Origin of the sequence: Streptomyces sp. NPDC087845, from assembly GCF_044742755.1 — a bacterium.
GTDB lineage: Bacteria > Actinomycetota > Actinomycetes > Streptomycetales > Streptomycetaceae > Streptomyces.
In genome coordinates this window covers 1-26,364 of record NZ_JBIUVC010000006.1, presented here as the reverse complement: position 1 = coordinate 26,364, position 26,364 = coordinate 1, and the positions used below count along the sequence as shown (strand labels likewise).

General features: G+C 70.3%; 21 protein-coding genes. 8 read left to right on the top strand and 13 right to left on the bottom strand.

What is annotated here, in order from left to right; genetic code table 11:
• Positions 1 to 24: 24 nt before the first annotated feature.
• On the bottom strand, positions 25 to 1,239 hold the full coding sequence (locus ACIOMQ_RS16980) for an ROK family protein (RefSeq protein ID WP_362209552.1): 1,215 nt from the start codon (positions 1,237 to 1,239) through the stop codon (positions 25 to 27).
• 121 nt (positions 1,240 to 1,360) lie between these two features.
• Here ACIOMQ_RS16980 and ACIOMQ_RS16975 point away from each other — a divergent pair, with 121 nt between their 5' ends.
• Entirely contained in the window at positions 1,361 to 2,575 is a 1,215-nt protein-coding gene (locus ACIOMQ_RS16975) for an MFS transporter (protein WP_401758922.1), read from the top strand.
• 76 nt (positions 2,576 to 2,651) lie between these two features.
• Positions 2,652 to 3,407: a maleylpyruvate isomerase family mycothiol-dependent enzyme gene (locus ACIOMQ_RS16970; protein ID WP_362209558.1), complete on the top strand. Its 756-nt coding sequence runs from the start codon at positions 2,652 to 2,654 to the stop codon at positions 3,405 to 3,407.
• A 70-nt stretch (positions 3,408 to 3,477) separates the two neighbouring features.
• Here the strand turns inward: ACIOMQ_RS16970 and ACIOMQ_RS16965 are convergent, their stop codons facing one another.
• The 3 genes from ACIOMQ_RS16965 to ACIOMQ_RS16955 all read right to left on the bottom strand — a co-directional run bounded on the left by ACIOMQ_RS16965 (position 3,478) and on the right by ACIOMQ_RS16955 (position 6,415).
• The gene (locus tag ACIOMQ_RS16965) at positions 3,478 to 4,143 is read right to left on the bottom strand and encodes a response regulator transcription factor (RefSeq protein ID WP_362209560.1); all 666 of its coding nucleotides are present in this window, start codon (positions 4,141 to 4,143) and stop codon (positions 3,478 to 3,480) included.
• On the bottom strand, positions 4,140 to 5,381 hold the full coding sequence (locus ACIOMQ_RS16960; RefSeq protein WP_402189330.1) for a sensor histidine kinase: 1,242 nt from the start codon (positions 5,379 to 5,381) through the stop codon (positions 4,140 to 4,142). The genes ACIOMQ_RS16965 and ACIOMQ_RS16960 overlap by 4 nt, the downstream gene beginning before the upstream one ends.
• A gap of 305 nt (positions 5,382 to 5,686) precedes the next feature.
• On the bottom strand, positions 5,687 to 6,415 hold the full coding sequence (locus tag ACIOMQ_RS16955; RefSeq protein WP_401758928.1) for a TetR/AcrR family transcriptional regulator: 729 nt from the start codon (positions 6,413 to 6,415) through the stop codon (positions 5,687 to 5,689).
• Between the two features lie 128 nt (positions 6,416 to 6,543).
• On the opposite strand from ACIOMQ_RS16955, the gene ACIOMQ_RS16950 reads away from it, so the two are divergent.
• Positions 6,544 to 6,996 carry a nitroreductase/quinone reductase family protein gene (locus tag ACIOMQ_RS16950; RefSeq protein WP_362209566.1) on the top strand — a complete coding sequence of 151 codons (453 nt, stop codon included), beginning with the start codon at positions 6,544 to 6,546 and terminating at the stop codon, positions 6,994 to 6,996.
• A 74-nt stretch (positions 6,997 to 7,070) separates the two neighbouring features.
• Here the strand turns inward: ACIOMQ_RS16950 and ACIOMQ_RS16945 are convergent, their stop codons facing one another.
• Positions 7,071 to 8,285 (bottom strand): geranylgeranyl reductase family protein, encoded by a 1,215-nt coding sequence (locus ACIOMQ_RS16945; protein WP_362209569.1) that lies wholly within the window; start codon positions 8,283 to 8,285, stop codon positions 7,071 to 7,073.
• A 183-nt stretch (positions 8,286 to 8,468) separates the two neighbouring features.
• Here ACIOMQ_RS16945 and ACIOMQ_RS16940 point away from each other — a divergent pair, with 183 nt between their 5' ends.
• A complete protein-coding gene (locus tag ACIOMQ_RS16940) occupies positions 8,469 to 9,833 on the top strand; it encodes a dipeptidase (RefSeq protein WP_402189327.1) in 1,365 nt (454 codons plus the stop codon).
• Positions 9,834 to 9,926: 93 nt separating this feature from the next.
• Here ACIOMQ_RS16940 and ACIOMQ_RS16935 read toward each other — a convergent pair whose 3' ends face one another.
• Positions 9,927 to 10,964 carry an NUDIX hydrolase gene (locus ACIOMQ_RS16935; RefSeq protein ID WP_362209575.1) on the bottom strand — a complete coding sequence of 346 codons (1,038 nt, stop codon included), beginning with the start codon at positions 10,962 to 10,964 and terminating at the stop codon, positions 9,927 to 9,929.
• A 769-nt stretch (positions 10,965 to 11,733) separates the two neighbouring features.
• On the opposite strand from ACIOMQ_RS16935, the gene ACIOMQ_RS16930 reads away from it, so the two are divergent.
• Positions 11,734 to 12,009 carry an excalibur calcium-binding domain-containing protein gene (locus tag ACIOMQ_RS16930; RefSeq protein WP_402189323.1) on the top strand — a complete coding sequence of 92 codons (276 nt, stop codon included), beginning with the start codon at positions 11,734 to 11,736 and terminating at the stop codon, positions 12,007 to 12,009.
• A gap of 421 nt (positions 12,010 to 12,430) precedes the next feature.
• Here ACIOMQ_RS16930 and ACIOMQ_RS16925 read toward each other — a convergent pair whose 3' ends face one another.
• The gene (locus ACIOMQ_RS16925; RefSeq protein WP_362209581.1) at positions 12,431 to 13,033 is read right to left on the bottom strand and encodes a fasciclin domain-containing protein; all 603 of its coding nucleotides are present in this window, start codon (positions 13,031 to 13,033) and stop codon (positions 12,431 to 12,433) included.
• A gap of 259 nt (positions 13,034 to 13,292) precedes the next feature.
• Here ACIOMQ_RS16925 and ACIOMQ_RS16920 point away from each other — a divergent pair, with 259 nt between their 5' ends.
• Positions 13,293 to 13,502: a hypothetical protein gene (locus tag ACIOMQ_RS16920; RefSeq protein ID WP_401758939.1), complete on the top strand. Its 210-nt coding sequence runs from the start codon at positions 13,293 to 13,295 to the stop codon at positions 13,500 to 13,502.
• 648 nt (positions 13,503 to 14,150) lie between these two features.
• Here ACIOMQ_RS16920 and ACIOMQ_RS16915 read toward each other — a convergent pair.
• The 3 genes from ACIOMQ_RS16915 to ACIOMQ_RS16905 all read right to left on the bottom strand — a co-directional run bounded on the left by ACIOMQ_RS16915 (position 14,151) and on the right by ACIOMQ_RS16905 (position 17,330).
• Entirely contained in the window at positions 14,151 to 14,966 is an 816-nt protein-coding gene (locus ACIOMQ_RS16915; protein ID WP_401269871.1) for a carbohydrate ABC transporter permease, read from the bottom strand.
• A gap of 110 nt (positions 14,967 to 15,076) precedes the next feature.
• Positions 15,077 to 15,991, bottom strand: a complete 915-nt coding sequence (locus ACIOMQ_RS16910; protein WP_389804061.1) for a carbohydrate ABC transporter permease — start codon at positions 15,989 to 15,991, stop codon at positions 15,077 to 15,079.
• Positions 15,992 to 16,040: 49 nt separating this feature from the next.
• Positions 16,041 to 17,330, bottom strand: coding sequence for an ABC transporter substrate-binding protein (locus ACIOMQ_RS16905; protein WP_401269874.1), 1,290 nt, complete (start codon positions 17,328 to 17,330; stop codon positions 16,041 to 16,043).
• Between the two features lie 268 nt (positions 17,331 to 17,598).
• Between ACIOMQ_RS16905 and ACIOMQ_RS16900 the strand changes: the two genes are divergently transcribed.
• Complete coding sequence (locus tag ACIOMQ_RS16900) at positions 17,599 to 19,629, top strand: NPCBM/NEW2 domain-containing protein (RefSeq protein ID WP_401987766.1); 2,031 nt, start codon at positions 17,599 to 17,601, stop codon at positions 19,627 to 19,629.
• 163 nt (positions 19,630 to 19,792) lie between these two features.
• On the opposite strand, the gene ACIOMQ_RS16895 is transcribed toward ACIOMQ_RS16900, so the two are convergent.
• Positions 19,793 to 20,734 (bottom strand): ROK family protein, encoded by a 942-nt coding sequence (locus ACIOMQ_RS16895; RefSeq protein WP_401943993.1) that lies wholly within the window; start codon positions 20,732 to 20,734, stop codon positions 19,793 to 19,795.
• A 181-nt stretch (positions 20,735 to 20,915) separates the two neighbouring features.
• On the opposite strand from ACIOMQ_RS16895, the gene ACIOMQ_RS16890 reads away from it, so the two are divergent.
• Complete coding sequence (locus tag ACIOMQ_RS16890) at positions 20,916 to 21,944, top strand: LacI family DNA-binding transcriptional regulator (protein ID WP_362212606.1); 1,029 nt, start codon at positions 20,916 to 20,918, stop codon at positions 21,942 to 21,944.
• Between the two features lie 12 nt (positions 21,945 to 21,956).
• On the opposite strand, the gene ACIOMQ_RS16885 is transcribed toward ACIOMQ_RS16890, so the two are convergent.
• Together ACIOMQ_RS16885 and ACIOMQ_RS16880 are read right to left on the bottom strand one after the other, a co-directional pair.
• On the bottom strand, positions 21,957 to 24,647 hold the full coding sequence (locus tag ACIOMQ_RS16885; RefSeq protein WP_401943995.1) for an NACHT domain-containing protein: 2,691 nt from the start codon (positions 24,645 to 24,647) through the stop codon (positions 21,957 to 21,959).
• A 167-nt stretch (positions 24,648 to 24,814) separates the two neighbouring features.
• Positions 24,815 to 26,113, bottom strand: coding sequence for a DUF6986 family protein (locus ACIOMQ_RS16880; protein ID WP_402189321.1), 1,299 nt, complete (start codon positions 26,111 to 26,113; stop codon positions 24,815 to 24,817).
• Positions 26,114 to 26,364 lie beyond the last annotated feature (251 nt).

The following is a 26,364-nucleotide window of genomic DNA, read 5'->3' as shown; positions in this document are numbered from 1 at the left end:
GAGCACGGTCGCCCGTGGACTTCGTCACGCAAGAGCGGCCAGCGGATCGTCCAGCACCGGCTGCCAGGCCAGTTCCGCCGCGCCCACCAGGCTGTTGTAATCGAGTGTGCACGGCAGGATCGGCACGCTGCCACTGCGCCCCCACAGGCTGCGGTCGGCCACCACCGCGCGCAGCCGCTCCGGATCCGCGTCGAGCAGGGCCCGGTGCAGCCCGCCGAGGATGATGCGGTCCGGGTTGAGGATGTTGACCAGCCCGGCGAGCCCGAGGCCGAGCCGGTCGATCAGTTCCTCGGCCGCACCCCGTACCGCCGGGTCCTCGTACTCCGTACGCAGCAGGTCGCCCGCCTGCTTGAGCAGCGACTCCTCCGGACCGGGTTCGCGGCGGGCGGCGATCAGGAAGGCGAGCGGGTCGGTCTCGACGTCCAGGCAGCCGCGACCGCCGCAGTGGCACGGGCGGCCCTCGGGGTGCACCGTGAGATGGCCGACCTCCAGCGCGAGCCCCGAACTCCCGGTGTGCAGACGGCCGTCGAGGACCAGTGCACCGCCCACGCCACGGTGGCCGGTGGCCACACAGAGCAGATGCTGGGCGCCTCGCCCGGCACCGTGCCGGTGTTCGGCGAGCGCCGCGAGGTTGACGTCGTTCCCGGTGAACGCGGGTCCGGGGATGCCCGCCTCCCGTACCCGCGCGGCGAAGATCTCACGCACCGGGGCGCCCGCGGGCCAGGCGATGTGCAGCGGGTTGAGTGCGTTGCCCTCCGGTTCGGCGACCGCGGACGGCACGGCGAGGCCCGCGCCGACGCAGCGCAGTCCGCTGTCCCGCAGCAACCGGGCGCAGGCGTCGACCACATCGCCGATGACCTGTGCCGGGTCCGCGGTGACGGTGGCGCAGCTCGGGGTGGTGGCGACGAGTCGCCCGCCGAGCCCGACGAGCGCGGCCCGGAACCCGTCGGCGTGCACCTGTGCGGCGATGGCGACGGGGCCGGACTCGCGGATGGCCAGCCGGTGCGACGGGCGGCCCTGCGAGCCGGCGGCCGAGCCGGGCCGGGAGTCGACGCGGATCAGGCCGAGCGCCTCCAGCTCCGCGGCGACCGCACCGGCCGTCGCCCGGGTGACCCCGAGCTCGGAGGTGAGGACGGCGCGGGTGGGCGCGCGTCCGGTGTGGACCAGTTCCAGCGCGGGTCCGAGCGCGCTGCGGCCCCTCTCCAACTTTGTCCGGGTGGTGGTCACCTTGCCGTTCATGGGGGCGAGTCTCCCATGATCCGCGGGTGCCGCCCACGCCCCGGTGGCGCACTTGTGCCCCTTGCGGCCGTGGCGGGCGGCCGTCTTGCGCCCGTTGTCCGGGCGCCCCTATGCTGAGTTTGTGCCGCAACTAAACAAACTGCGGACGGCCCTGCCGGGGGGACCGGGCGGAAACACCGCCCCACCTTCGTCGGCCCGCCTCCGTACCGCGCTGACCGTGTTCTTCGCCCTCGACGGTTTCCTCTTCGCCGGCTGGGTGGTCCGCATCCCGGCCATCAAGCACCAGACCGGTGCCTCGGCCTCCACCCTGGGCCTCGCCCTGCTCGGCGTGTCCGCCGGGGCCGTGGTGACCATGATGCTCACCGGCCGGCTGTGCCGGCGCTTCGGCAGCCATCCGGTGACCGTGGTCTGCGGCGTCCTTCTCTCCCTGAGCATCGCCCTGCCCGCGCAGACGCATTCGGCGCTCGCGCTCGGCCTGGTGCTGCTGGTCTTCGGCGCCGCGTACGGCGGGATGAACGTGGCGATGAACAGCGCGGCGGTCGATCTGGTCGCTGCCCTGCGGCGTCCCGTGATGCCCAGCTTCCACGCCGCGTTCAGCCTCGGGGGAATGGTCGGCGCCGGGCTCGGCGGGCTGGTCGCGGGCGGCCTCTCCCCCGCCATGCACCTGTTCGTCCTCACCGGCGTCGGACTCCTGGTCACCGCGGTGGTCGGACCGGTACTGCTGCGCCACCCGGCGCCGGGGTCCGCGTCCACGGCCGACGACGCCGGGGAACTGCGGCGGCCCACCGGACGGGCCCGCCGCATGGTGCTGCTGTTCGGCGTGATCGCGCTCTGCACCGCTTACGGGGAAGGCGCGCTGGCCGACTGGGGCGCCCTCCATCTGGAACAGGACCTGCATGCCCACCCGGGCGTCGCCGCCGCCGGTTACTCCTTGTTCGCACTGGCCATGACGGCGGGCCGGCTCAGCGGCACCGCGCTGCTCGAACGACTCGGCCAGACCCGGACCCTTGTCGCGGGCGGCGCGACGGCCGCCGCCGGAATGCTGCTCGGCTCGCTCGCCCCGACCACCTGGTCGGCACTCCTCGGTTTCGCCGTCACCGGTCTCGGTCTGGCCAATATCTTCCCCGTCGCGGTCGGCCGGGCGGGCGAGCTGGCCGGGCCCGGAGGGGTGGCCGCCGCGTCCACACTCGGCTACGGCGGGATGCTGCTCGGGCCGCCCGCGATCGGCTTCCTGGCCGACTGGTCCTCCTTGCCGGTGGCCCTCACCACGGTCGCGCTGCTGGCCACCGCGGCCGCCGCGCTGGGTTACGGGGCACGCAACGCGGCGCACGCCTGAGAGGTCGGCCGGCCGGACCGCGGAGAGGCCCGGATTCGCCCTGCCCGAGAGCCGGCGCACCGGCACAATCAGCACCATGGAGATCTCGGATCACATCGACACCCTGGCCGTCGAGGGGCAGCTGATGGCGGCCGCCGCGCGGAAGGCGGGAACCGGGGCGCCCGTGCCGACCTGTCCGGGCTGGCGGATACGCGATCTGCTCCGGCACACCGGAATGGTCCATCGCTGGGCAACCGCCTTGGTCGTCGAGGGCCACACCTCGTACCACCCGGGCGGCGGGGAACCCGATCTGGACGGAGGGCAGTTGCTCGACTGGTTCCGTGAGGGCCACAGCCTCCTGGTCGCCGCGCTGCGGGCCGCACCGGCCGGGCTGGAGTGCTGGACCTTCATGCCCGCGCCGTCGCCACTGGCCTTCTGGGCCCGGCGGCAGGCACACGAGACCACGATTCACCGGGTGGACGCGGAGTCGGCACGCGGCGGGCGGCCGTCACCGGTGACGGCCGAGCACGCGGCGGACGGAATCGACGAGTTGCTGCGCGGGTTCCACGCCCGCCCGAAGAGCAAGGTGCGTACCGGGACACCGCGTTCGCTGCGAGTGCGGGCCACGGACGCCGGGGCCACCTGGACCGTACGGCTCTCATCGGAACCGCCACAGGCGGTACGGGAAGACACGCCGGCCGAAAGAGACTCCGTGGACTGCGAGTTGAGCGCCACAGTCGCCGAGCTCTATCTGACACTCTGGAATCGGCTGCCGCTCACGGCGATCACCGTGACAGGGGACCCGGAACCGGCCCGGCTCTGGCGCGAGAACTCCGGAGTCACCTGGTCCTGACGGGCGGGCCGGCGCGCGACGACGCCGGACGCGGGAACATCGGACACGGGTCTGCGCAGCGGTGGCCGGGTCAGCCGAGCCAGCCGGGGCGTACGAGCCCCGATTCGTAGGCGAGCACGACCAGCTGGGCCCGGTCGCGGGCGCCGAGCTTCACCATGGTGCGGCTGACGTGGGTCTTGGCGGTGAGCGGGCTGACGACCAGCCGCCGGGCGATCTCGTCGTTGGAGAGCCCGATGCCGACGAGTGCCATCACCTCCCTTTCCCGTTCGGTGAGTTCGCTCAGTCCGGCTGCCGCCGCGGGCTCCTTGGACCGGGCCGCGAACTCGGCGATCAGCCGGCGGGTGACCCCCGGGGAGAGCAGGGCGTCGCCGGCCACCACGGCGCGTACCGCCCGCAGCAGTTCCTCCGGTTCGGTGTCCTTGACGAGGAAGCCGGACGCGCCGGAGCGGATCGCCTCGAAGACGTACTCGTCGAGCTCGAAGGTGGTGAGCATGACGACCTTCACATCGCCCAGTTCGGCGTCCTCGGTGATGGCGCGGGTGGCGGCGAGGCCGTCGAGGCGCGGCATCCGGATGTCCATCAGCACAGCGTCCGGCCGCAGTTCGCGCACCCTGCGTACGGCCTCCTCGCCGTCGGCGGCCTCCCCCGCCACCTCGATGTCGGGCTGGGCGTCCAGCAGGGCCCGGAAGCCGGCCCGGACCAGCAGCTGGTCGTCGGCGAGCAGTACGCGGATCACGGTGTCTCCTCCTCGTGCGCGGCCGCACCGGGCGCGTCGGACAGCAGCGGAAGCTCGGCCAGCACCCGGAAACCGCCGTCGGCCCGGGGCCCGGCCTCGATCGTGCCACCCAGTGCGGCGGCCCGCTCCCGCATGCCCGCCAGCCCGTTGCCGCTGCCGCCGGCGTCGTTGCCGGTGGCGGGGCCGTCGTCGTCGATGCGGAGCCGGATGCGGCCGGGCTCGTAACCGATACGGACCCGCGCGGTGCGCGATCCGGAGTGCCGGACCACATTCGTCAGAGCTTCCTGCACGATCCGGAAGGCGGCGAGATCCGCGCCCGGCGGTACGGCGCCCCGCTCCCCGCCGGTCTCGGTGGTGACGGTCAGTCCGGCGCCCGCCGCCTGTTCGACGAGCTCGGGGAGCCGGTCGAGTCCGGGTGCCGGGGTCCGGGGGGCGTCCCCGGGGGTGCGCAGGGTGTCCAGGACCTGACGGACCTCGCCCAGTGCCTCCTTGCTGGCGGCCTTGATGGTGGTGAGGGCGGTGCGGGCCTGTTCGGGGTCGGAGTCGAGCAACGCGAGCCCGACGCTCGACTGGACATTGATGACGGAGATGCTGTGGGCCAGGACGTCATGGAGTTCGCGCGCCATCCGCAGGCGCTCCTCGTCGGCCCGGCGCCGCTCGGCGGCCTTCCGCTCCGCACGCTGGTCCGCCCACTGCTCACGGCGTACTCGTACGAACTCCGCCGTGGCGACGATGGCCACCGCCCAAGCCGCGATGCCCAGTTCCTGCCCCCAGGGAGCGGCGTGGCCGCCGGAGGGCGGCAGCAGGCGATAGAGCCAGTGGGCCACCAGGACGTGCCCCAGCCACACCATGCCGACAGCCGACCAGGCCGCTCGCCGATGTCCGGCGACCACGGCACTGAAGCAGCCAACGGCGACGGCCAGGAAGACCGGCCCGTACGGATACCCGGCCGCCAGATAGACCATCGCCGCAGCCGAACTCCCGAAGACGGCCGTCACGGGGTGGCGGTGGCGCAGGAGAAGCACGGCGACGGCCAGGAAGAGCAGCAGCCGGGCGAAGAGGTCCAGCGGCGCCCGCTCGTCCATCTGGCTCCGCGCCGCGATGGTCGAACCGATCATGACGACGGCACCGAGCAGGACCGTCGACGGCCAGGGCAGCCGGGAGGTGGAGCGACCCGGTGCCCCCGTCAGCCACCGCGGCGGCTCGCCGTGGCCCCGGTGTGAGCGTTGCTCTTCCATGGCGGCCACGCTAGACGGCGGGCCGCGGCGCGGGCGTCAGCCGTGCGTGGTGACCACCCGTACTCCCTGTGGAGTACGTCGTACCGGCCGGAGGACGACGTACGGACCGGAGGGGCAACGTACCGGCCGGAGGACGACGTACGGGTCGGAGGGGCAACGTACCGGCCGGAGGACGACGCCCGGTCCAGGGCTGCCGTTCGGAGGCCGTGCCGGCCTCGCGCGCCGGCGCTGTGCCCCGGTCCGGCCTGGTCCGAAGGGAATGCCCGGCAGTCCACAGGACGACGGCACAGGACTGCGGCGGGCGCTCAAGACCCGCCGGACAGCCCTCGGCTGTTCCGGGAGCCGAGCAGCCCGACGGCGCGGGCCAGCTCGGTGACGGCCTGCTGGAAGAAGAACGCGCGGGCCTCGACCACCCGGTTGAACTGGCCGAAGATCTCGAAGGAGATCAGCCCGAACAGCTGCGACCAGGCGGCGATCAGCGGGACGGCGACGCCCGGAGGGAGGTCGGGGGTGAGTTCGGCGACCATCCGCTCGGCCTCGGGGCGCAGCTCGTCGGCGAGCGGCGGCACGGCGAGGCCGTCCGTGCGGTAGGCCTCGCCGACGACGGCGATCAGGACGCGGCCGACGCGGGTGGCGGGGCCGATCGTGGCCTGCGGTGCGGTGTATCCCGGCACGGGCGAGCCGTAGATCAGGGCGTACTCATGGGGGTGTGCGAGGGCCCAGTCGCGCACGGCGCGGGCGACGGCGGCCCAGCGTGCGAGGTGGGGGACGGCGTCGGCGGCAGCGGCCCGGTGGGCGGCCTCGGCAGCCTCGCCCACGGAGTCGTACGCGTCGACGATGAGGGCCGTGAGCAGTTCGTCCCGGCTGGGGAAGTAGCGGTAGAGCGCGGAGGACGCCATACCGAGCTCCCGTGCGACGGCGCGCAGCGAGAGCTTCGCCGCGCCCTCCGCCGCAAGCTGCTTCTTCGCCTCGTCCTTGATGGCGGCGGTGACCTCGATGCGGGCCCGTTCCCTGGCTCCTCGGACAGTGCTCATGGGCTTCAGTCTGCCACGGGCGAAGAGCACCGACCAATAACGAGAGCGGTGCTCTTGCTTTCGAGCGCCACTCCCGTGCACACTGATCTCAAGCGAGAGCACCGCTCTCAAAACGTCGAGGAGTCACCATGTCTCAGCCGTACTACCTTCAGGCCAATGCCTTCAACGTCCGGCTGAACAGCGTCATCGGCCGGCTCGCCCGGCACGGCGTCAGCTTTCTCGGCACGGCCGAGTTGTCGGTGCGCGGCCGCAAGAGCGGCCAGATGCAGCGCATCCCCGTGAACCCGCACTCCTACGAGGGAGCGCAGTACCTGATCTCCGCGCGGGGCCACTCCCAGTGGGTGCGCAACATGAGAGTGGCCGGCGGCGGCGAACTGCGGGTGGGCCGGAAGATCCGCGCCTTCACGGCCGTGGAGATCGCGGACGACGCCCAGAAGGCGCTGGTCGTCCGCGCCTACCTGGAGCGGTGGGGCTGGGAGGTCAACCAGTACTTCCAGGGCGTCACGGCGAAGTCCACGGATGCCGAACTCCTGGCCGCCTGCCCGGACCACCCCGTCTTCCGGATCACCGTCGAGGGCTGACCGCCCGGCCGGTCCCGCCCTCGACGACACCCGCCCCGTCCTCGACGGCATCCCTCCCTGGACGGCGTCGGGCTCTAACGGTCCATCGCCGAGAGCGCCCGCTGTGCCAGCGGATGCGTACGGACCAGCTCGGCCAGCGAGGTCGTCCCCCGGGTGACCCCGGCGAACGCGTTCCAGGCCGGGCGGAATCCCGTCAGTACCGCGTGCAGCACCCCGGGCCGGCGCTCGAACAGCTTCAGCATGCGCCGTCCGACGCCCATCTCGACACCCAGGCCGGCCTTGATGGCGAAGGCGTAGTTCAGCGCCTGGCGCCGGGCGTCCACCGCATCGTGCGACTCCGCGACACGGACCGCCCATTCACCGGCGAGCCGCCCCGACCGCAGCGCGAAGGAAATGCCCTCGCGCGTCCACGGCTCCAGCAGCCCCGCCGCGTCTCCGCACACCAGTACCCGCCCGCGCGACAGCGGCGAGTCGTCGCTGCGGCAGCGCGTCAGATGCCCCGAGGAGATCTTCGGCTCGAAACCGGCGAGACCGAGCCGGGCGATGAAGTCCTCCAGGTAGCGCTTGGTCCCCGCGCCGTCGCCCCGCGCCGAGATCACGCCGACGGTGAGGACGTCGCCCTTGGGGAACACCCAGCCGTAACTGCCGGGCATGGGACCCCAGTCGATGAGCACCCGCCCCGCCCAGTCCTCCGCGACCGTCGCCGGAACCGGGATCTCCGCCTCCAGGCCGAGATCCACCTGGTCGAGCTTCACCCCGACATGGGCTCCTATCCGCCCCGCGCTGCCGTCGGCACCGACGACCGCGCGGGCCAGGACCGTCTCGCCACCGGACAGCACCACGGCGACCGTGCGCCGGTCGGGTACCGCGGCGCCGTGCTGTTCGACCCTCGTCACCGTCGCTCCGGTCCGGAGTTCGGCGCCCGCCTTCTGCGCCTCCTCGACCAGTCCCGCGTCGAACTCGGGGCGGTTGATGAGCCCGAAGAGCATCCGCTTGGAGCGCCGGGTGCGCGTCAGCCTGCCATTGAGCGAGAACGTGACCGCATGGATCCGGTCCCGCAGCGGCAGTTCGAATCCGGGTGGCAGCGAATCACGCGAAAACCCGATGATGCCGCCGCCACACGTCTTGTAGCGGGGCAGTTCCGCCTTTTCGAGGAGCAGTACCCGTCGGCCCGCGACCGCCGCCGCGTATGCCGCGGAAGCTCCGGCCGGTCCGCCACCGACTACGACGACGTCCCACACGGACGACTCTTCGTGCTCATGTCCGGCGTCTGCGTTCTCGCTGCTCACGATGTGCTTCTGCTCCCGATCCCACCAATGGCCCATGCTGCTCACGGCATCCTACGGCGCCCCGCGCCCGGCCCCCGCTGTGGGAGGATCGACCGTACCTTCGTCCTCCATGCAACGCCGCACAATCGGTGTACATGTAGCCGGATTCGTACACATAACGTCGCACCCACGAGGAGCGTGCCCATGACCGCCCGTCCGATCTCCGAGACCATTGCCTCGCTGATGCCCCGCGCCAAGACGGAGCTGGCCGAGCTGGTGGCCTTCCAGTCGGTGGCGGATCCCGCGCAGTTCCCGAAGAGCGAGTGCGAGGCGGCCGCGAACTGGGTCGCCGACGCGCTGCGCGCCGAGGACTTCCAGGATGTCGCCCTGCTCGACACCCCCGACGGCACGCAGTCGGTGTACGGCTTCCTGCCCGGCCCGGCCGGCGCCCCGACCGTACTGCTCTACGCGCACTACGACGTGCAGCCGCCGCTCGACGAGTCCGCCTGGCTCTCGCCTCCGTTCGAGCTGACGGAGCGCGACGGCCGCTGGTTCGGTCGCGGCTCGGCGGACTGCAAGGGCGGCTTCATCATGCACCTCCTCGCCCTGCGCGCCCTCAAGGCGAACGGCGGCGTCCCGGTCTCCGTCAAGGTGATCGCCGAGGGGTCCGAGGAGCAGGGCACCGGCGGTCTGGAGCGGTACGCGGAGGCGCACCCCGAGCTGCTGGCCGCCGACACGATCGTCATCGGCGACACCGGAAACTTCCGGGTCGGTCTGCCGACGGTCACCGCGACGCTGCGCGGTATGACGATGCTGCGCGTCACGCTCGACACCCTCGAAGGGAACCTGCACTCCGGACAGTTCGGCGGCGCCGCCCCGGACGCGCTGGCCGCGATGATCCAGCTGCTGGCGTCGCTGCGCGCCGAGGACGGCACCACGACCGTCGACGGGCTCGCCACGGACACCGAATGGGACGGACTGCAGTACCCGGAGGCCGAGTTCCGCAAGGACGCGAAGGTCCTCGACGGCGTCGGACTGATCGGCACGGGCACGGTCGCCGACCGGATCTGGGCCCGGCCCGCCGTCACCGTCATCGGTATCGACTGCCCGCCGGTGGTCGGCGCGACCCCCTCGCTCCACGCGAACGCGCGGGCGCAGATCAGCCTGCGCGTGCCGCCGGGCCAGGACGCCGCCGCGGCGACCGAGCTGCTGACCGCCCACCTCAGGGCCCACGCCCCCTGGGGAGCGAGGGTGTCGGTGGAACAGGTCGGCCAGGGCCAGCCGTTCCGCGCCGACACCTCCAGCCCGGCCTACACGTCCATGGCGCAGGCCATGGAGGCCGCGTACCCCGGCGAGAAGATGCAGACGTCCGGCATGGGCGGCTCGATCCCCCTCTGCAACACCCTCGCCGCCCTCTACCCGGAGGCCGAGATCCTCCTGATCGGCCTGAGCGAGCCGGAGGCGCAGATCCACGCGGTGAACGAGAGCGTGTCGCCCGAGGAGCTGGAGCGCCTGTCGCTCGCCGAGGCGCTGTTCCTGCGGAACTACGCGGAGTCCAAGAAGATCTGACGCGCCCTGCCGCGGTCCGCGCCGGCACCGGCCTCGGCCTGCTTCGGGCCCGGCGATCCGCTCGCCGCCGAAGCGGCCGCGGCGCTTCGGGCCTCAGCCGACCGGGACTCCGGCCTCCAGGTTGAGCACGGTCGACCGCTCCCGGGCGCGCAGCGCCCAGCGCAGCCGTTCGTACCGGGTGGGAGGCAGCATGGTGGCCGCCTCCTCCTCGGTGGCGAACCGCCAGCCGCGCAGCTCCTGGCCGGGCAGGAGCAGCCGTTCGGCGTCCGCGCGGGGCAGCAGACCGCCGTCGAAGAGCAGCCGCAGCCCCCCGTAGCCGGGTGGTTCGGGCGCTTCCCAGTCGATGACCAGCAGTTTCGGCACCCGGTCGAGGTGGATGCCTATCTCCTCGGCCACCTCGCGGATCCCGGCCCGGGCGGGTGCCTCGCCGGCCTCGACCACTCCGCCGGGAAACTCCCAGCCGGGCTTGTACGTCGGGTCGACGAGCAGTACCCGGTCGTGTTCGTCGAAGAGCAGCACGCCGGCCGCGACGGTCTCCGCGGTCGGCTCGGGTGTCTGCACGATCTCGCACGCGCTCGCCGCCCCGGTGCGGACCGCCTCGGCTATGCGCTCGGCCGTCTCGTACGGAGTGAGCGCGCTGGTGTCGACGGTGTGGGCGTCCCGGGAGAGCCAGCCGAGCGCCGCCCGGTAGGGCTCGATGTGCTCGTAGGCCCACTGCCGGATGCGTTCACTGTGCTCCGGGTCGTCGGCGAACTCGACCCGGTCGGCGATCCGTTTGCGCAGGATCGTTTCCTCAGGTGAGAGCAGGACATGGCGCACCGGAATGCGCCGGGAGGCGAGCCCTCCGAAGATCTCGTCGCGATACTCCTGTCGCAGCAGCGTCATCGGCACCACCAGCACCCCGGACACCTCGGCCAGCAGAGCCGCTGCGGTATCCACCACCAGACGCCGCCAGATCGGCAGGTCCTGGAAGTCCGTCACCTCGGCAAGTCTCTTCTGGGGCAGCAGGTACCGCAGCCCCGCGCCGATCAGCTCGGGGTCGTAGAACGTGCTGTTCGGGATCAGATCGACCAGCTCGCGCGCGGCGCTCGTCTTCCCCGCGCTGAACGCACCGTTGATCCAGACGATCACGGTTCCCCCTCTTCCGTAGCCCCCTGTGGCTTGCCCGCAACACCCTGCCGCGAAAACCCGGCTGTGGCGATGCTGTTACCCGAACAGAACCGCCGGATGCCCTCGGGAAACCTCCCTGTGTACGAGTCCGCACGTCCACGCGGCTCCGACACGGCGGCCGGAGTGCGTGAGGAATCCGGAGGAGGACCCTCACGCCGGCCGAGCACGACGTCCGTCGGCATCTTCAGGCCTGCGCGCGATCTTCGCTGTTCCCGCCGAGAAGTCCCGGCCCGAGGCGTGGCCGGTCGCCGTGCCTCCGGGTGACAGGCCACCGACCCGCCCGCGCCCTCGGGTGAAGCACGTCGGACGTGACGGGACGTCACCGAACGTCACAGCTGGCGACCTTGAAGGGTTGCGAGACCGTTATGAGCCCAGGCTGCTTATTCACCTGTTGGTCACAACTCCATCACCAACGGAAGATGCTGCTCCTTGCCTGATTCCAGCATCGGTACGTTCATCTCTCCATGAACCGACCTCGGGGGGACATATGTCTCAGAGCCACCAACCGCCGTAGGCCCAGCCGCCCCAGCCGCCGGGCAACGGCCCCTGCACCGCGCCTGCTTCCCCTGCACGCCGTCCGAAGTGGACGCGCAAGCGGATCCTGATCCCGGCCGCCGCCGTCCTGTTCCTCATAGGTGTGGGCATTGGTGGTGCGGAAGATCCTGCGAAGACGGAGAGCGCGGCCGCTGCAAAAGCCGCGCCATCCGCGACCGTCACCGCCACGGCCACGGTGACCGCCACTCCGGCACCGGCGGCCACCGAGACGGTGACCGCAAGCCCGGAGCCGGTGCCCACCGTCACGAAGACCAAGATCGTCAAGGTGACCGTCGCGCCCGCGGACGGGGACGGCGGCACATCCGGTGGATCCGGTTCGGGCGGCAGCGGCTCGGCGTACTACGCCAACTGCACTGCCGTCCGCGCAGCCGGCGCCGCCCCCATCCACGCCGGAGAACCCGGCTACGGGCGGCACCTCGACCGGGACGGGGACGGAGTCGGCTGTGAGTAGAAACCTGCCGATGCTCTCTCCGCGGGAAAGCCATCGGCTGCACACACCGGGGCGCCGACACGGTCCTCACCGGTACCGGAAGCGTCCCGGTGCAGGCCGCTGAGAGGCCGTTGAGAGGCCCTGAGCCCAGTCGCCGCCGACCGTCGCGGTGCGGGGCACGTTCCGGTCACTACCCTTTGCCGGAGCCGGGCGTGAGCCCCGCGATGAAGTAGCGCTGGAGCAGCAGGACGACCACGAGTGACGCCGCCGCACCATCGACCGGGAGCATGCCCTCGCCCTCCTCACAGACGGGATTCGCACCTGCGCGCACGGCCGGCCGGACACCGAACCCGGCCTGGTCTCCCGCCTCCCGCCTCCCAGGGGAGGCGGGAGGCGGGACGGCACACCTACTGGCCGACCGCCGCCCGGAGTGGGGCTACTTCTATGACGGGGGCATGAGGACCGTGTCGACGAGGTAGACCGTGGCGTTGGCCGTCTTGATGTCTCCACAGACGATCTTCGCTCTGTCGTTGACCTTGAACGACGTGCCCGACCCGGAGGTCTTGAGCATGGAGCCCTGCAGCGTCTTGAAGCTGCCGTTGGGGAGCTCGCTGGGGGTGATGGTCTTGTCCACGACGTGGTAGGTCAGGACCTTCTTCAGCTGCGCCTTGTCCTTGAGCAAGCCGGCAAGCTGCATCTTGGAAATCTTGTCGAACGCCGCGTTTGTGGGGGCGAAGACCGTGATGTGCTTCGCGTCATTGAGCTTGGTGGTGAGCCCGGCGTCCTTCAACGCGAGTGCCAGCTTGGTCAGTTTCGGGTTGTTGGCCGCTGCGGTGGCCACGCGTTCCTTGGACATGCCGGTGGCACTGCCCTTGCCGCTGTGCGGCAGCGAGGAGCATCCCGGGCCGAACGGGCTCGGCGTGCTGGAAGGGCTGGATGCCGCATTGTCCGCAAACGCTTGCGGGGCGAATGCTCCGAGCGAGAGTGGAAGGGCCACCACAGCGGTGATCGCTGCGGCGCTCATGCGGATGCGATGTGAACTCATACCGATTCCTCTTCCCTCTAGGAGGAGGTCCGTGAGGTGTCGATGGCGACCCTCGCAGGACGAGGAGTGTGGCCGACCCGGCCGGGGTGTCGTCTGCACCGCTCCGGCATGCCTCGTGGACCAACGGACCAAGCCTAGACATCACCCAGCAAGAAGCGCATCCCGAAGAAAATTGGCTGCACGCGCCACTCAGCCACCGCATACGAAGTCGCCTGGTACACCGCGGGCACAAGCAGCCGAGCGGGCACACCATGGCAGCATGAGCACCTCGATAGTCGTGCACCGCCCCTCCCCCGCAGGCGGCCGGAGAGTCACTGTCGGCGACGAGATCGCCGGGCTCGCCCACGGCGACCGCGACCTCGTCGAGTTCCTAAGGCGGGCGGGCATTGAAGACGCCTGGGACCCCCTCGATGACCCGCACTGGATCGAATGGCGCGGTGGCCGGGCGCATCGGTATGAGGCGGCATGACCGGACCGCTACGGTCCAGCCATTTCAGCGATGCGGGAAAGGCGGGCCCGGGCAGGTGAAGGCGTGGTTGTCGCGTCGGCCGTTGCTGTCGGCACCATAAGGGAAAAATGGGCTATCGCCGACGAAACAGGGGCGCACCCGCCGACTCGCTCACCACGGTTCTGGCTGCACGCAGCGCCGTACTCCTGACCCGCCTCCTCCTCGGAGCGGCGCTCGGCGGCTTCCTCCTCGACCGGACCAGCGCCCCCGCCATCCTCGTCGGCTGGGACCTGTGGGAGAGCATCGCGCCCTTGGTTCCCGCACCACCGGCGCGCGGACACCGATTTCCCGGACGAGTGCGCGTATCCGACCGTGTGGCACAGCCAGGGGTGACGGAGGACAGGGCTGCCCGCGGTCATGAGGTTGAGGACGTCGAGCCGGAGTGGGACCGGTGCCGACCGGCTGCCGGTCACGGTGGGCCCGCTGCCGTTGGAGCGGGCCTGAGCCGGGTGCCGGGCCCGGCGTCTTCCCAGCCTGTCGGTAGTGGCGGGGTAAGCACCCTGCCGGACGTGCCAACCACCTCGGATCAGAGCAAGTCTGCCGTCCCGTCAGAGCATCAAAAGGACCTCGTCAGAGTTGGCTCGTGAAGCTGTTTTCGCAGGTCCGCAGCTACCCCTTGCTGGAGCCCAGCGTGAGCCCCGCGATGAAGTGGCGCTGGAGCAGCAGGAAGACCACGAGCGTCGGCAGTGCGACGATGACCGAGCCTGCGGCCAGCAGGTTGTAGTCGGTGAAGAACTGGCCCCTGAGATTGTTCAGCGCCGAGGTGATGGGGAGCTTGTCGCCGTCGGAGATGAAGACCAGAGCCCACAGGAAGTCGTTGTACATCCAGGTGAACTGGAGCGTTCCGAGCGCGGCCAGGGCCGGGCGGCACAAAGGCAGGGTGATCCGCCGGTACTGGGTCCAGACGCCCGCGCCGTCGACGATGGCGGCTTCGAGGATCTCCTGCGGCAGGGTGCGCATGAAGTTGGCCAGGACGAAGACGCAGAAGCCGAGCTGGAAGCCGATCTGGACGACGACGACGGCCCAGTACGAGTCGAACATCGTCATCGAGTCGGACATCCAGTAGGGCAGCGGGATGCGGTTGAACACGACGTACAGAGGCGTGACGATCACCTGCTGCGGCAGCAGGTTCCCGGCGGTGAAGAGCATCAGCAGGACGAGCCCGCCGCGCACCTTCAGACGGGCCAGTGCGAAGGCGGTGAACGAGGCGAGGAAGAGGGTGATGATCACCCCCGGGACCGCGATGATCATGGTGTTGACGAAGTACTTCGTCATGCCGGAGTCGGAGAACGCCTGGCGGTAGTAGTCCAGGGAGAGGTGGCGCGGCAGCGAGAAGTAGCCGTGTGCCGAGGTCTCGTCGTACGGCCGCAGCGAGGCGTACACCGCGAGCAGCAACGGAGCGAGGAAGGCGAGGGAGACCGCCATCAGGAAGGCGTGGACGCCGATTCTGCCGGGGCGCGTCCGGCGCCGGGCGGCCGGGGCCGACGGCGTCCGCGGTGCGGTGGGGCGGGCTGGGGCTGGAGCGGCATGGACGGTCAACGGTTCTTCTCCCCTCGGAGCTCCTGGACCAGGTATGTCACGACGAATCCCAGGGAGACGGCCAGCAGGACGACGGCGATGGCGGAGCCGAAGCCGATACGGCTGGCCTCACCGATGATGTTGTCGGTGACGAGCACCGAGAGGAGTTCGAGCCCGTTGCGGCCGTGGTTGACGGCGTACACGATGTCGAAGGCGCGCAGGGACTCGATGACGGTGATGACACCGACGATGACGTTGACCGGACGCAGTGTGGGGAAGACGATGCGGAAGAAGGTCTGGGCCTCGCCCGCCCCGTCGATCGCCGCGGCCTCCTTCAGGGACGGGTCGACCGCCTTGAGCCCGGCGAGGTAGAGAATCATCACGTAGCCGGTGTGCCGCCAGGCCGCGGCCAGCAGGACCATCCAGATGTTGAGGTCGGGATCTCCGAGCCAGTCGGTCGGCGAGTCCGTGTCCCCGATGACCGCGTTGAGGGCGCCCTGGTCGCGGGAGAAGACCAGCTGGGCGATGAAACCGACCACGGCGAGCGACAGCACGACGGGCATGTACAGGGTCGACTGGTAGAAGCGGCTGAAGCGCACGCCCCTGTCGATGAGCACGGCGAGCAGCAGCCCGAACGGTGCGGCGACCAGGCCCAGGAAGGCGAGCCAGAGCAGGTTGTGCCGGGCGGCGGGCCAGAACTGCGGGTAGTTGGTGAAGAGGTTCGCGTAGTTCTGCGTACCGACCCATTTGATGTCACCGACGCCGTCCCAGCTGGTGAAGGAGAGCACGACGGAGGCGAGGGTCGGTCCCCACACGATGGCGATGTCGAGCAGGACTGGTATGCCGAGCAGCACACCGAGTACGGCGAGGTCGCGGCCGGTGAACCGCCGCGAGACCCGCCGTCGGGTGCGCCGCGCCGAGATGAACGACACGGTCGGTACTCCAGGTTCAGTGGGATTCCATCGGGATTGTCCTGGGAGCTCAGTCGGTGGCGAAGATGGTCTTCTTCTGCCGTTCGATGTCGTTGACCAGGCCGTCCACGTCGTCCGGGTTGCTGATGAACGTCTGGATCGCCGGGATCATGACCGTGGAGGAGAAGTCCGGCCGGGTGTCCCGGTCCAGGAACTGGGAGATCTGCTTCGCCCCGGAGACCAGGTCCACGGCCTTCTTCTGGAGCGGTGAGTACGCGGAGATGTCCGCCCGGTCGCTGACCGCGACGTTGTTCGGGTCGCTCTTCAGGTAGATGTCCTCGGCCTTCCCGGTGGCCAGCCAGGTGAGCAGGTCCTTGGCGCTCTCCAGGGTCTTCTTGTTCTTGAGGTTCTTCGACTTCTTCGCCAGCAGGAATCCGTCGATGGGTGCCTCGACCGCGTCCTGTCCGTGCTCGGGGTTGATGACGGGGAACGGGAAGAAGTCGATGTCGCCCTGTTCACTCCTGGGGAACTGGGCACCGGGGTGCGGCAGGCCGAACACGGCCATGCCCGCCTCCTTCTTCTGGAGGCTGTTGGCGGCCTCCTGCCAGGTACGGCCGTTGGCGCCCTGCTGGCAGTACGGAAGCAGCCGGCGCCAGGTGTCGAAGACCTCCCTGACCCTTCTGTCGGTCCAGGCGACTTCCCCCGCCAGCAGGCTCTTGTGGAACTCGTAGCCGTTGGTGCGCATGTCGATGTAGTCGAAGGTGCCCATGGCGGGCCAGCCGTCCTTGTCGCAGAAGGCGATGGGGTCCAGCTTGTCCTTCTTCATCTGCTTGGCGAGAGCCACGTACTCGTCGAGCGTCTTCGGTGCCTGATAGCCGCGGTCGGCGAACAGGCTCTTGCGGTGGAATACGGCCCATGGGTAGTAGTAGTACGGCGTGAGGTACTGCTTGCCGTCCGCGCCGGTGGACTGGGCTTTCAGGGCGGCCGAGAAGCCCGTGTATTCCCGCCAGTTGTCGCTGATGTCGTGCAGCAGGCCCTTCTCGGCGAAGAACTGCATCCGGTTGCCCGCGAACCACATGAAGACGTCGTCCGGCTTGCCCTGCAGATACCGGCTGATGTTCTCCTGAAAGGTGTTGTGGTCGACGGTGTTGACCTTCACCTTCCGCCCGTCCGACTGCGCCTCGTATGCCGCGAAGGCGTCCGCGAAGGCCTTTTTCGGAATCGGGTCGGACGAATTCGAACCCATGGTGATCGTTTTTCCGTCGCCGCCGGGACCGCTCCCGCAGGCGGTGAGCAACGACGGCAGGGCCACGGCTCCCGCGCCCACTGCCGCACCGCGCAGCAGACTTCGCCTGGACATCCGATGTCCTGCGACGCTGCCCGGTACACCTGACTTGCCGTAATCAGACTGCGTCATGCCCAGCCCCTTCGGAGATGCAACCCAACACAACCGAACGTGCGATTGGATCTCACCCTCAAGTCGTGCCTCCGTCAAGGGTTTTGACGAGATGACGGACAAGCCGTCATCCCGCCTCTTCCAACAGACTTCAACACGCTCTAACGTAATCACACGCCTTGGCGTGCACATGCTGTCATCCGATCATGCGCGAGTATGGAGGAACGTAACGATGCGTCATCTTCCAACCCGTACAACCCGAACCTGCCACCGCGGACTCATCGGAGCGCTGCTGGCCGGGCTGCTCTGCACCGCGGGGACCACCGTTCCCGCCGCTGCGGCCCCACCCGCTCCCGCGTCGGCTCCGCGGGCCGGTAACGGCCTTGCGCTCACGCCTCCGATGGGGTTCAACAATTGGAACTCGACGCACTGCCGCGCCGAGTTCAACGAATCGATGGTCAAGGGCATCGCCGACATCTTCGTCGAGAAGGGCCTCAAGGACGCCGGCTACCAGTACGTCAATCTCGACGACTGCTGGGCAAAGCCGCAGCGCAATGCGGACGGCGAACTGGAGGCCGATCCGCAGCGCTTCCCGAACGGCATCAAGGCCGTCGCCGACTACGTCCACTCCAAGGGCCTGAAAATCGGCATCTACACCAGCGCCGGCACCAAGACCTGCGACAGCGTCGGACTTCCGGGCGCGCTCGGCCATGAGTACAGCGATGCGCGGCAGTTCGCGGACTGGGGCATCGACTACCTCAAGTACGACAACTGCAACAACCAGGGGGTCGACGCGAAAGAGCGCTATACGACGATGCGGGACGCGCTGGCCGCGACCGGCCGCCCCATCGTCTACAGCATCTGCGAATGGGGCGAGAACAAGCCCTGGGAGTGGGCCGGCGAACTCGGCAACCTCTGGCGCACGACCGGCGACATCAACGACAGCTGGGGCAGCATGCTGTCGATCATGAAGCAGAATCTGCCCCTGGCCGCCGCGGCGGGACCGGGACACTGGAACGACCCCGACATGCTGGAGGTCGGCAACGGCGGCATGACGGACACGGAGTACCGCACCCACTTCTCCATGTGGTCCGTGATGGCCGCACCCCTGCTCATCGGCTCCGATCTGCGCACGGCGGGCCCCGAGACCTTCGAGATCCTCTCCAACCACGAGGTCGTCGCGGTCGATCAGGACCCGCTGGGCAAGCAGGGCACCGTACTCTCCTCCACCGACGGACGCTGGGTCGTCACCAAGGAGATGCGGGACGGCAGCCGCGTCGTGGCCCTGTTCAACGAGACCGGCAGCGCCCAGCGCATCTCGACGACGGCCGAGGCGGCGGGACTGCCGAAGGCCACCGCGTACACGATGCGCGACCTGTGGGAGCACACGACGTACAACACCGCCGGCCGCGTCTCGGCGACCGTCCCGGCGCACGGGACCGTACTGCTGCGCATCGCCGCGGCCGGCAACTGGGCCGCGCACCCGCCCGCCGTGGAACTCGGCCTGGACGGAAGCCCGTTGATCGAGGCCGGCCGCACCGCCGCGCTGACGACGACGGTGACCGATCTCGGCCGTACGCCCGCCGCGAAGGTATCCGCGACGCTCACCGGCCCCGCCGGCTGGCAGGTGACGGCGGTGTCGCCGACCGGTGCACCGGCCCTGCCGACCGGCCGGGCGCTGACCACCCGCTGGCAGGTGACGGCCCCGGCGGGCACGGCGACCGGTACGTACGACCTGACGCTCACCGCCCGGTACCGCTCGCCGGCCGGGACCCGGGTGAGGTCCTCGGTCCCCTTCCAGGCCCACGTGGTGGTCGCGCCACCCGCGGGCGACAGCTATCTGAGCGACCTGCCCCGGCTCTCCGCCACCAACGGCTGGGGCCCGGTCGAACAGGACACCAGCAACGGGGAGAGCAAGGCGGGCGACGGGAATCCGATCACCATCGGCGGCACGGTCTTCGCCAAGGGCCTCGGTGTGCACGCCGACAGCGCCGTCGAGTTCTACACCGGCGGAGTGTGCGACGCCGTGACGGCACAGGTCGGGGTCGACGACGAGAAGGAGACCAGGGGCACCGTCGCCTTCGAGGTCCGGGCCGACGGCAGGAAGGTGGCGTCGACCGGCGTACTGACCCAGGCGATGCCCGCCCAGTCGCTCTCCGCGGACGTGCGCGGCGCGCAGGTGGTCCGTCTGGTGGTCACCGACGGCGGGGACGGCACCGATTCCGACCACGCCGACTGGGCAGACCTGCGGATCACCTGCTGACGGATGCCGGCGGACGGACTACGGGAGAGGTGACGGGGAATCGCGGTCGCGGCCCGGTCGCACCTTCGGCGCCGCGAGCCTCGGTGCTGCGCCTCGGACCGCCGGACGGGCCCCGGGACACCGGTCCCGCCCGTCCGGCGGCTCCCGTCCCGTCGGCCGGGCCCTAAGGGCTGTCCGAACCCACCCGCACCGCCGCGGCCGCCGCGCCCACCAGGCCCGCGTCGGTACCCATGACCGCCGGGGCCACCGTGAGCTGCCGGACGAAGGAGAGCGTGGCGTACCCGCGCAGGGCCCGGCGCAACGGAGCGAAGAGGACGTCGCCCGCACCGGCCACTCCCCCGCCGATCACCGCGATGTCGATCTCGACGAGCGTGGCGGTGGCGGCGATTCCGGCGGCCAGCGCCTGCGCGGCACGCTCGAACGACCCGAGGGCGACCTCGTCCCCGGCGCGCGCGGCGGCAGCCACGGCGGCGGCCGAGGCATCGCCGTCCGGTCCGGGCCGCCAGCCGGTCTCCAGCGCCCGGCGGGCGATGTTCGGCCCGCTGGCGATGCGCTCGACGCAGCCGCGCGAACCGCACGGGCACGGGTCGCCGTCCAGATCCACGCTGACGTGGCCGATGTGCCCGGCATTGCCCGTGGGGCCGGTGTGCAGCTTTCCGCCGAGGACGAGGCCGCCGCCGACCCCGGTCGACACGACCATGCACAGCGCGTTGTCGTAACCGCGGGCCGCACCCAGCCAGTGTTCGGCCGCGGTCATCGCGACCCCGTCGCCGACCAGTTCGACGGGCAGTCCGCCGGCCGCCTTGCCCACGCGCTCCACCAGCGGGAAGTCGCGCCAGGCGGGAACGTTGACGGGACTCACCGTGCCGGCCGAGGCATCCACCGGGCCCGCGCTGCCGATGCCGACGGCCGTCGCCCGCCCCCACAGCGATGAGGCGGACAGCTCGGCCAGGACCTCCGTCACGGCCCCCATCACCGCCTCGGCGCTCTCCCGGGCGGGCGTCGGCCGCTGCGCGCGTACGAGAAGCGCACCGCTGCCGTCCACCAGTGCGGCGGCGATCTTGGTGCCGCCGACGTCCAGGGCGGCGACGAGGTCGGTATGCATCGGTGTGGCTCCGTGATGAGTAGAGTGCGGGACCTGCGGCTTCAGTATTCGGTCTGCCCAGTCTCCATTCAGCTGACAACGTTGTCCAGGGCCTATGCTCGACGGCACAGCCCCCGGCCTCCCCGCAGCACCGCTCGCGGGCCCGCCGGACCATCCGCACCCGACGACAGGACAGCGCACCGTGGCCGAGACCGCCCGTCACCCCGAGACCCGCTACGGCAACCGGCCGACCATGAAGGACGTGGCCGCCCGCGCAGGAGTGGGCCTCAAGACGGTCTCCCGTGTGGTCAACAGCGAGCCCGGGGTCACGCCGGACACCGAACGCCGGGTCCAGGAGGCCATCGAGGCGCTCGGCTTCCGCCGCAACGACAGCGCACGCGTCCTGCGCAAGGGCCGCACCGCCTCCATCGGCCTGGTCCTGGAGGATCTCGCCGACCCCTTCTACGGGCCCCTGAGCCGCGCGGTGGAGGAGGTCGCCCGGGCACACGGCGCCCTGCTCATCAACGGTTCGAGCGCCGAGGACCCGGAGCGCGAGCAGGAGCTGGTCCTCGCCCTGTGCGCGCGCCGGGTGGACGGGCTCATCGTGATTCCGGCCGGCGACGACCACCGCTATCTGGAGCCGGAGATAAAGGCGGGCATCGCCACCGTCTTCGTGGACCGTCCCGCGGGCCTCATCGACGCCGACATGGTCCTCTCCGACAGCTTCGGCGGCGCCCGCGAGGGGGTCGCCCACCTGATCGCCCACGGTCATCGCCGGATCGGCTTCATCGGCGACCAGCCGCGCATCCACACCGCCACCGAGCGGCTGCGCGGCTACCACGCGGCCATGGCGGAGGCGGGGACGGCGGTGGAGGAGTCCTGGGTCTCCCTCGGCTCGACCGACCCCGGCCGGGTCCGGGCCGCGGCCGAGAAGATGCTCTTGGGCCCGGAGCCCGTCACCGCGCTGTTCGCGGGCAACAACCGGGTGACGGTGACGGCGGTGCGGGTTCTCGCGGAGCAGGAGCGCCGGGTCGCCCTGGTCGGCTTCGACGACATCGAACTGGCCGACCTGCTCGGCATCACCGTCATCTCCCAGGACGCCGCCGCCGTCGGCCGCACCGCCGCGGAGCACCTCTTCCGCCGCCTGGACGGCGCGGACCACGCCCCCGCCCGTGTGGAGCTCCCCACGACGCTCATCCCGCGCGGCTCGGGCGAACTGCCGCCAGCCTGAGCGGCCGGGCGCTCAGGCGCCGCCCAGCCGTTCGCGGACGACTTCCATCGACGGGGGCAGCCTGTCCGTGCCCACGGCGACCGTCCCCTCCGGTACCCGGATCGTACGCAGGGAGAGAACCTGGGCCAGGCTGCTGACATCGATGTGCGGCAGCGGGGTCTCGATGGTGAGTGAGCGCAGACGGGGAAAGTTGTGCAACCAGCCCCAGGTGCCTCCCATGTTGGCATCCACCCAGAGGTGGGTCAGAGGATCGCTGCGGCATGAATTGACGAAATCAACGGTGGTGAACTCACCGGACACCTTGATGCGCGAGCGGCCGCCGAAGTCGTGGAGCGCGCGGAGCTCACGCAGGTTGGACACCGGAAAGTAGATACTCTCTTCGCTGATGTGGGCAACGACCTCGCTGCCGTAGAGAGCGGTGTCGAACCTGCTCCAGGCCCGCACCAGTTCCGTGCGCACACGCGGATCCTGGTGCCCGCGGTATTGGGCGAGAACGGTGATCGCGGCATCGGTCGCGATACGTGTGGCGGTCAGCACGGTGAAGTACGCCTCATCGGCGATCAGTTGTGCCTCGGGGCTCACCTCCTCCGGATCGAGCGGCGTGTCGCCGGTGGCCGCTTCCCTCGGACCGGGCAGCAGATCGAGTACGACCGGGCCGACCTCGGTGAGCGCGCGGGACTGGTCGGCCGAGCGCGGCGGGATCAGGGCCGCCGCGCGCTGCTGCACCTCCGTGCGAACCGCCGGGTCCAGCTCGGTCGCGTGCTCCAGACAGGCGGCCGCGAGCAGGTGAAGCCTGTTCATGACGTGCCGGGAGACGTCGTCCCGTCTGATGAGGCCGGTGAGCAGCCGTGTCCGTTCCGTCGGCCGTGCATGGGCGACGGCCATCCTGATGACGTCCTCCCACTGATCCAGATGCGCGTTCGCGATGAGGAAGTCGAAGTCGAGGCCCTCCACCGCGGCCTTCGCCCCGAGGTAGTCCTGAAAGGTCCTGTGAATGAAGTCCATGGAGTCTGCGCTCGGTTCACGCAACAGGCCGCTGCGGACGAGGAGGTACCGGTAGACCTCGTCCGCCGTTCCCTGCTCGGCGACCTTCGGCATCGTCGGCAGCGCCTGCCCCAGGAGGTCGACCGCATCGCTGCGGTCCATCTCGGAACGGCCGTTGCGGATCATCCAGTAGGCGAGTTTCTGGATCAACTGGATGTGGTGCGCCTCGCTGATGTAGATCGAGCCCGACTTGTAGACTCCGCGTTCGCGGTCGCGCCTGAAGAGCAGCATCGAGAGTGCCGCGTCGTAGATCTCCTTGCGCCCCTCGGGGAGGTAGCCGCGGCGGTCCTGATGCAGTGCGCAGATCAATCCGCACATGAGCGGGTTCGTGGCCAGCCTGCCCAAGTCCTGTTTGGCGCGAATCGCCCGTAGAAGTTCATGGGCATACTGATCGCTGATGCCGGCCGCCTCGTGCCAGCGCTCGACGAACTCGGCGATGTTGTCCCTGCTCATCGGCGCGAGGTCCAGCTCGGCGAACTCCTCATCCACCAGCCAGTGTTCCTGCACCGCCGACGGTCTGGACGTCACCAGCCACCGGTTGGCGGGATACACGCTGATGAGTTCCCGGAGCCAGCGGCGGGCATCGTTGCGGTCGTCCTCGGGGATCTCGTCGATGCCGTCGATGAGCATGAGCCCGCGCCCCGCCCTGAGCACCCGGTCGAACCATCCGGGCGGTTGAAGAGCCGCGATGGGGCAGCCCACCGCCGAGAGGAATTCGTGAGGTGCCGGGAGCGTGGCACCGCCCCTGGTCAGGGTGCGCAGCGGAAGCACGAACGGCACCAGTCCGTACAGGTACAGAAGGCGTTCGTCCAGCGCCTTCTGCCCGGCGGAGACCGCCAGCCACTGCACCAGTGTGGTCTTCCCGGAACCGGCCACACCACGCAGGAGTACGCGGTTGCGGCCGGCCAGCACATGATCGGCCGAAAGCAGCACGGGCCCGGTGCCGGTGGCCTCGCCCGCCGCGTCCAGACTCAGGTAGGCCGCGTCGAGCCGCCAGGTCTCCGGTGCTCCGGAGAGGTCGAGGCCGAAGATGCTCAGCTTGCCGTGCTTGGTCGCGATGTATCCGGCGTACCGGTCCTCGAACGGCCCGTCGGCCGGGGACGGAGCGCGCGCGATCAACGAGTCGATCTTCAGCGTCAGTTCTTCGATGGACCGGCTCTGCTCGACCAGGGTGCGCGGCACGAAGGCCGACCGCTGGGTGAAGAAGTTCAGGATGTGCAGGCAGGCAGTGTCCATCACACCCGCGTGCAGGGTGACCGCGTCACTCGACAATCCGAGCCTGGCCGGCCTGCTCTGGGCCCTCAGACGCCGGGAGAGTTCCAGGTGCCCCAGCTTCACCGCCTGCACATCCTCCATGTCGAGTGTCCCCATGACGCGCAGGGAATCGGCGACCGCGTTGGCGACGGCACGTTTCTCGAATGTCGGCAGGACGTCCTCGACGCCGGTCGATTGCGCCGCGCGTCTGACCAGTTCTTCCGCAAGCGTGTGGAGGTCCTTGTCGGAGAGTGTGCGCTTCTCGCCCCGGAAGGAGATGAGTGAGGATATGCGGATGGGCCTGTCGACCAGATCGGCCCCGGGACCTTCGGACAGGAACAGCTTCTTGATGAGCGGGCCCACCACGCTCGACGCGAGGCGCGCTCCGATGGCGGCCGGTTCCATCTGGTCTCCGAGAGGTGCTCACGGCACCGTCGGCCGTTGTCGCGCCAGCGTAGGACACCGTCTGATGGCGCATCCCGCGTTTCGGCCAAGGGCCCTTCGTCACGGGGCCGTTGGCCGAAGGACCGCGTACCAAGCTCCTCCGGCCCGTTGTCGGGCCGGGAGGGGCCTCACATCTGTCCCACCGTGAGCCCGCCCCGCCGCGGCGATGCGAACGCGTCCAGGTCCGCGCGCGTCAGCCCGGTCAGGCGGGCGACCTCGGCGGTGTCCAGGGCTCCGCAGTCGACGCCGCGCAGGAGATATCCGCTGAGCGCCTTGGCGGTGGCGGGTTCGTCCATGACGTCGCCGCCCGCCTTCGCCACGTACGCGGCGAGCCGCGCGGCGGCCTGCTCCAGGCCCTCGCGGTAGAAGGTGTACACGGCCGCGTACCGGGTCGGCAGGTGGCCGGGGTGCATGTCCCAGCCCTGGTAGTAGGCGCGGGCCAGGGCGCGGCGGGTGAGACCGTAATGGAGCCGCCACGCCTCGTGGACCTGGTGGGTGGGACCGACCGGGAGGACGTTGGTGGAGCCGTCCGAGACCCGTACGCCGGTGCCCGCGGCGGCGACCTGCATGACGGCCTTGGCGTGGTCGGCGGCCGGGTGGTCACTGGCCTGGTAGGCGGCGCTGACGCCGACGCAGGCGCTGTAGTCGAAGGTGCCGTAGTGCAGACCGGTGACGCGGCCCTGCGCGGCGTCGATCATGCGGGCGACGGCGGCGGTGCCGTCGGCGGCGAGGATGGACTGACTGGTCTCGATCTGGATCTCGAAGCCGAGCCGGCCGGCCGGCAGTCCGTGCGCCCGCTCGAACGCTTCGAGGAGCCGGACGAAGGCGGTGACCTGTTCGGGGTACGTCACCTTGGGAAGGGTGAGGACCAGCCCGTCGGGAAGTCCGCCCGCCCGCACCAGGCCGGTGAGGAAGACGTCCGTGGTGCGGATGCCGCGGTCGCGTACGGCGGCCTCCATGCATTTCATCCGGATACCCATGTACGGGGCGGCCGTTCCGTTCCCGTACGCCTCCGAGACGAGCCGGGCGGCCCGGGCCGCGGCCTCGTCCTCCTCGGCGTCGGAGCGGGAGCCGTAGCCGTCCTCGAAGTCGATGCGCAGGTCTTCGACGGGCTCGCGCTCCAGCTTGGCGCGCACCCGCTCGTGGACGGGGGCGGCGAGCTCGTCCGGGATGCCGAGGACGGCGGCGAACGAGGCGGCGTCGGGTGCGTGCTCGTCGAGGGCCCGCAGCGCCTGGTCGCCCCAGGAACGGATGGTGCCGGCGGTGAAAACGTCACCGGGGACGTAGACCGTGTGGACCGGCTGGCGCGTGCCCGGGACTCCCGGGTAACGGCGGGCGAGCTCGGCGTCGACCGGCGCGAGGGAAGCGCTGATCTCCTCGCTGACCGCACCGGCGAGGCTCGTCGCCACCTTCTCCTGCTCTCCCATTTCCACATCCTCCACACTCGCGTTGTTTCCGCTTCCTGGAATCAACAATCCGTATAGTGAAGCTATAAGGCCGCCGGATCTGCGTCAATGGTGATCGAAAACGGTCCGGGGCCGTGTGGTGGGTACGCACCACACGGCCCCGGACCGTCCTGTCGATGCCGGAAGGAGGGGTGGGTCAGCCCTTGCGGGATGTGACCTCTTCGGTGAGCTGGGGCACGACCTGGAAGAGGTCGCCGACGACGCCGTAGTCG

Excerpts from the sequence above, each read along its gene's own strand:
- ACIOMQ_RS16980 (WP_362209552.1), bottom strand. The coding sequence starts at position 1,239 with ATGAACGGCAAGGTGACCACCACCCGGACAAAGTTGGAGAGGGGCCGC.
- ACIOMQ_RS16970 (WP_362209558.1), top strand. The coding sequence starts at position 2,652 with ATGGAGATCTCGGATCACATCGACACCCTGGCCGTCGAGGGGCAGCTG.
- ACIOMQ_RS16960 (WP_402189330.1), bottom strand. The coding sequence starts at position 5,381 with ATGGAAGAGCAACGCTCACACCGGGGCCACGGCGAGCCGCCGCGGTGG.
- ACIOMQ_RS16955 (WP_401758928.1), bottom strand. The coding sequence starts at position 6,415 with ATGAGCACTGTCCGAGGAGCCAGGGAACGGGCCCGCATCGAGGTCACC.
- ACIOMQ_RS16950 (WP_362209566.1), top strand. The coding sequence starts at position 6,544 with ATGTCTCAGCCGTACTACCTTCAGGCCAATGCCTTCAACGTCCGGCTG.
- ACIOMQ_RS16940 (WP_402189327.1), top strand. The coding sequence starts at position 8,469 with ATGACCGCCCGTCCGATCTCCGAGACCATTGCCTCGCTGATGCCCCGC.
- ACIOMQ_RS16925 (WP_362209581.1), bottom strand. The coding sequence starts at position 13,033 with ATGAGTTCACATCGCATCCGCATGAGCGCCGCAGCGATCACCGCTGTG.
- ACIOMQ_RS16920 (WP_401758939.1), top strand. The coding sequence starts at position 13,293 with ATGAGCACCTCGATAGTCGTGCACCGCCCCTCCCCCGCAGGCGGCCGG.
- ACIOMQ_RS16915 (WP_401269871.1), bottom strand. The coding sequence starts at position 14,966 with ATGGCGGTCTCCCTCGCCTTCCTCGCTCCGTTGCTGCTCGCGGTGTAC.
- ACIOMQ_RS16905 (WP_401269874.1), bottom strand. The coding sequence starts at position 17,330 with ATGTCCAGGCGAAGTCTGCTGCGCGGTGCGGCAGTGGGCGCGGGAGCC.
- ACIOMQ_RS16900 (WP_401987766.1), top strand. The coding sequence starts at position 17,599 with ATGCGTCATCTTCCAACCCGTACAACCCGAACCTGCCACCGCGGACTC.
- ACIOMQ_RS16895 (WP_401943993.1), bottom strand. The coding sequence starts at position 20,734 with ATGCATACCGACCTCGTCGCCGCCCTGGACGTCGGCGGCACCAAGATC.
- ACIOMQ_RS16885 (WP_401943995.1), bottom strand. The coding sequence starts at position 24,647 with ATGGAACCGGCCGCCATCGGAGCGCGCCTCGCGTCGAGCGTGGTGGGC.
- ACIOMQ_RS16880 (WP_402189321.1), bottom strand. The coding sequence starts at position 26,113 with ATGGGAGAGCAGGAGAAGGTGGCGACGAGCCTCGCCGGTGCGGTCAGC.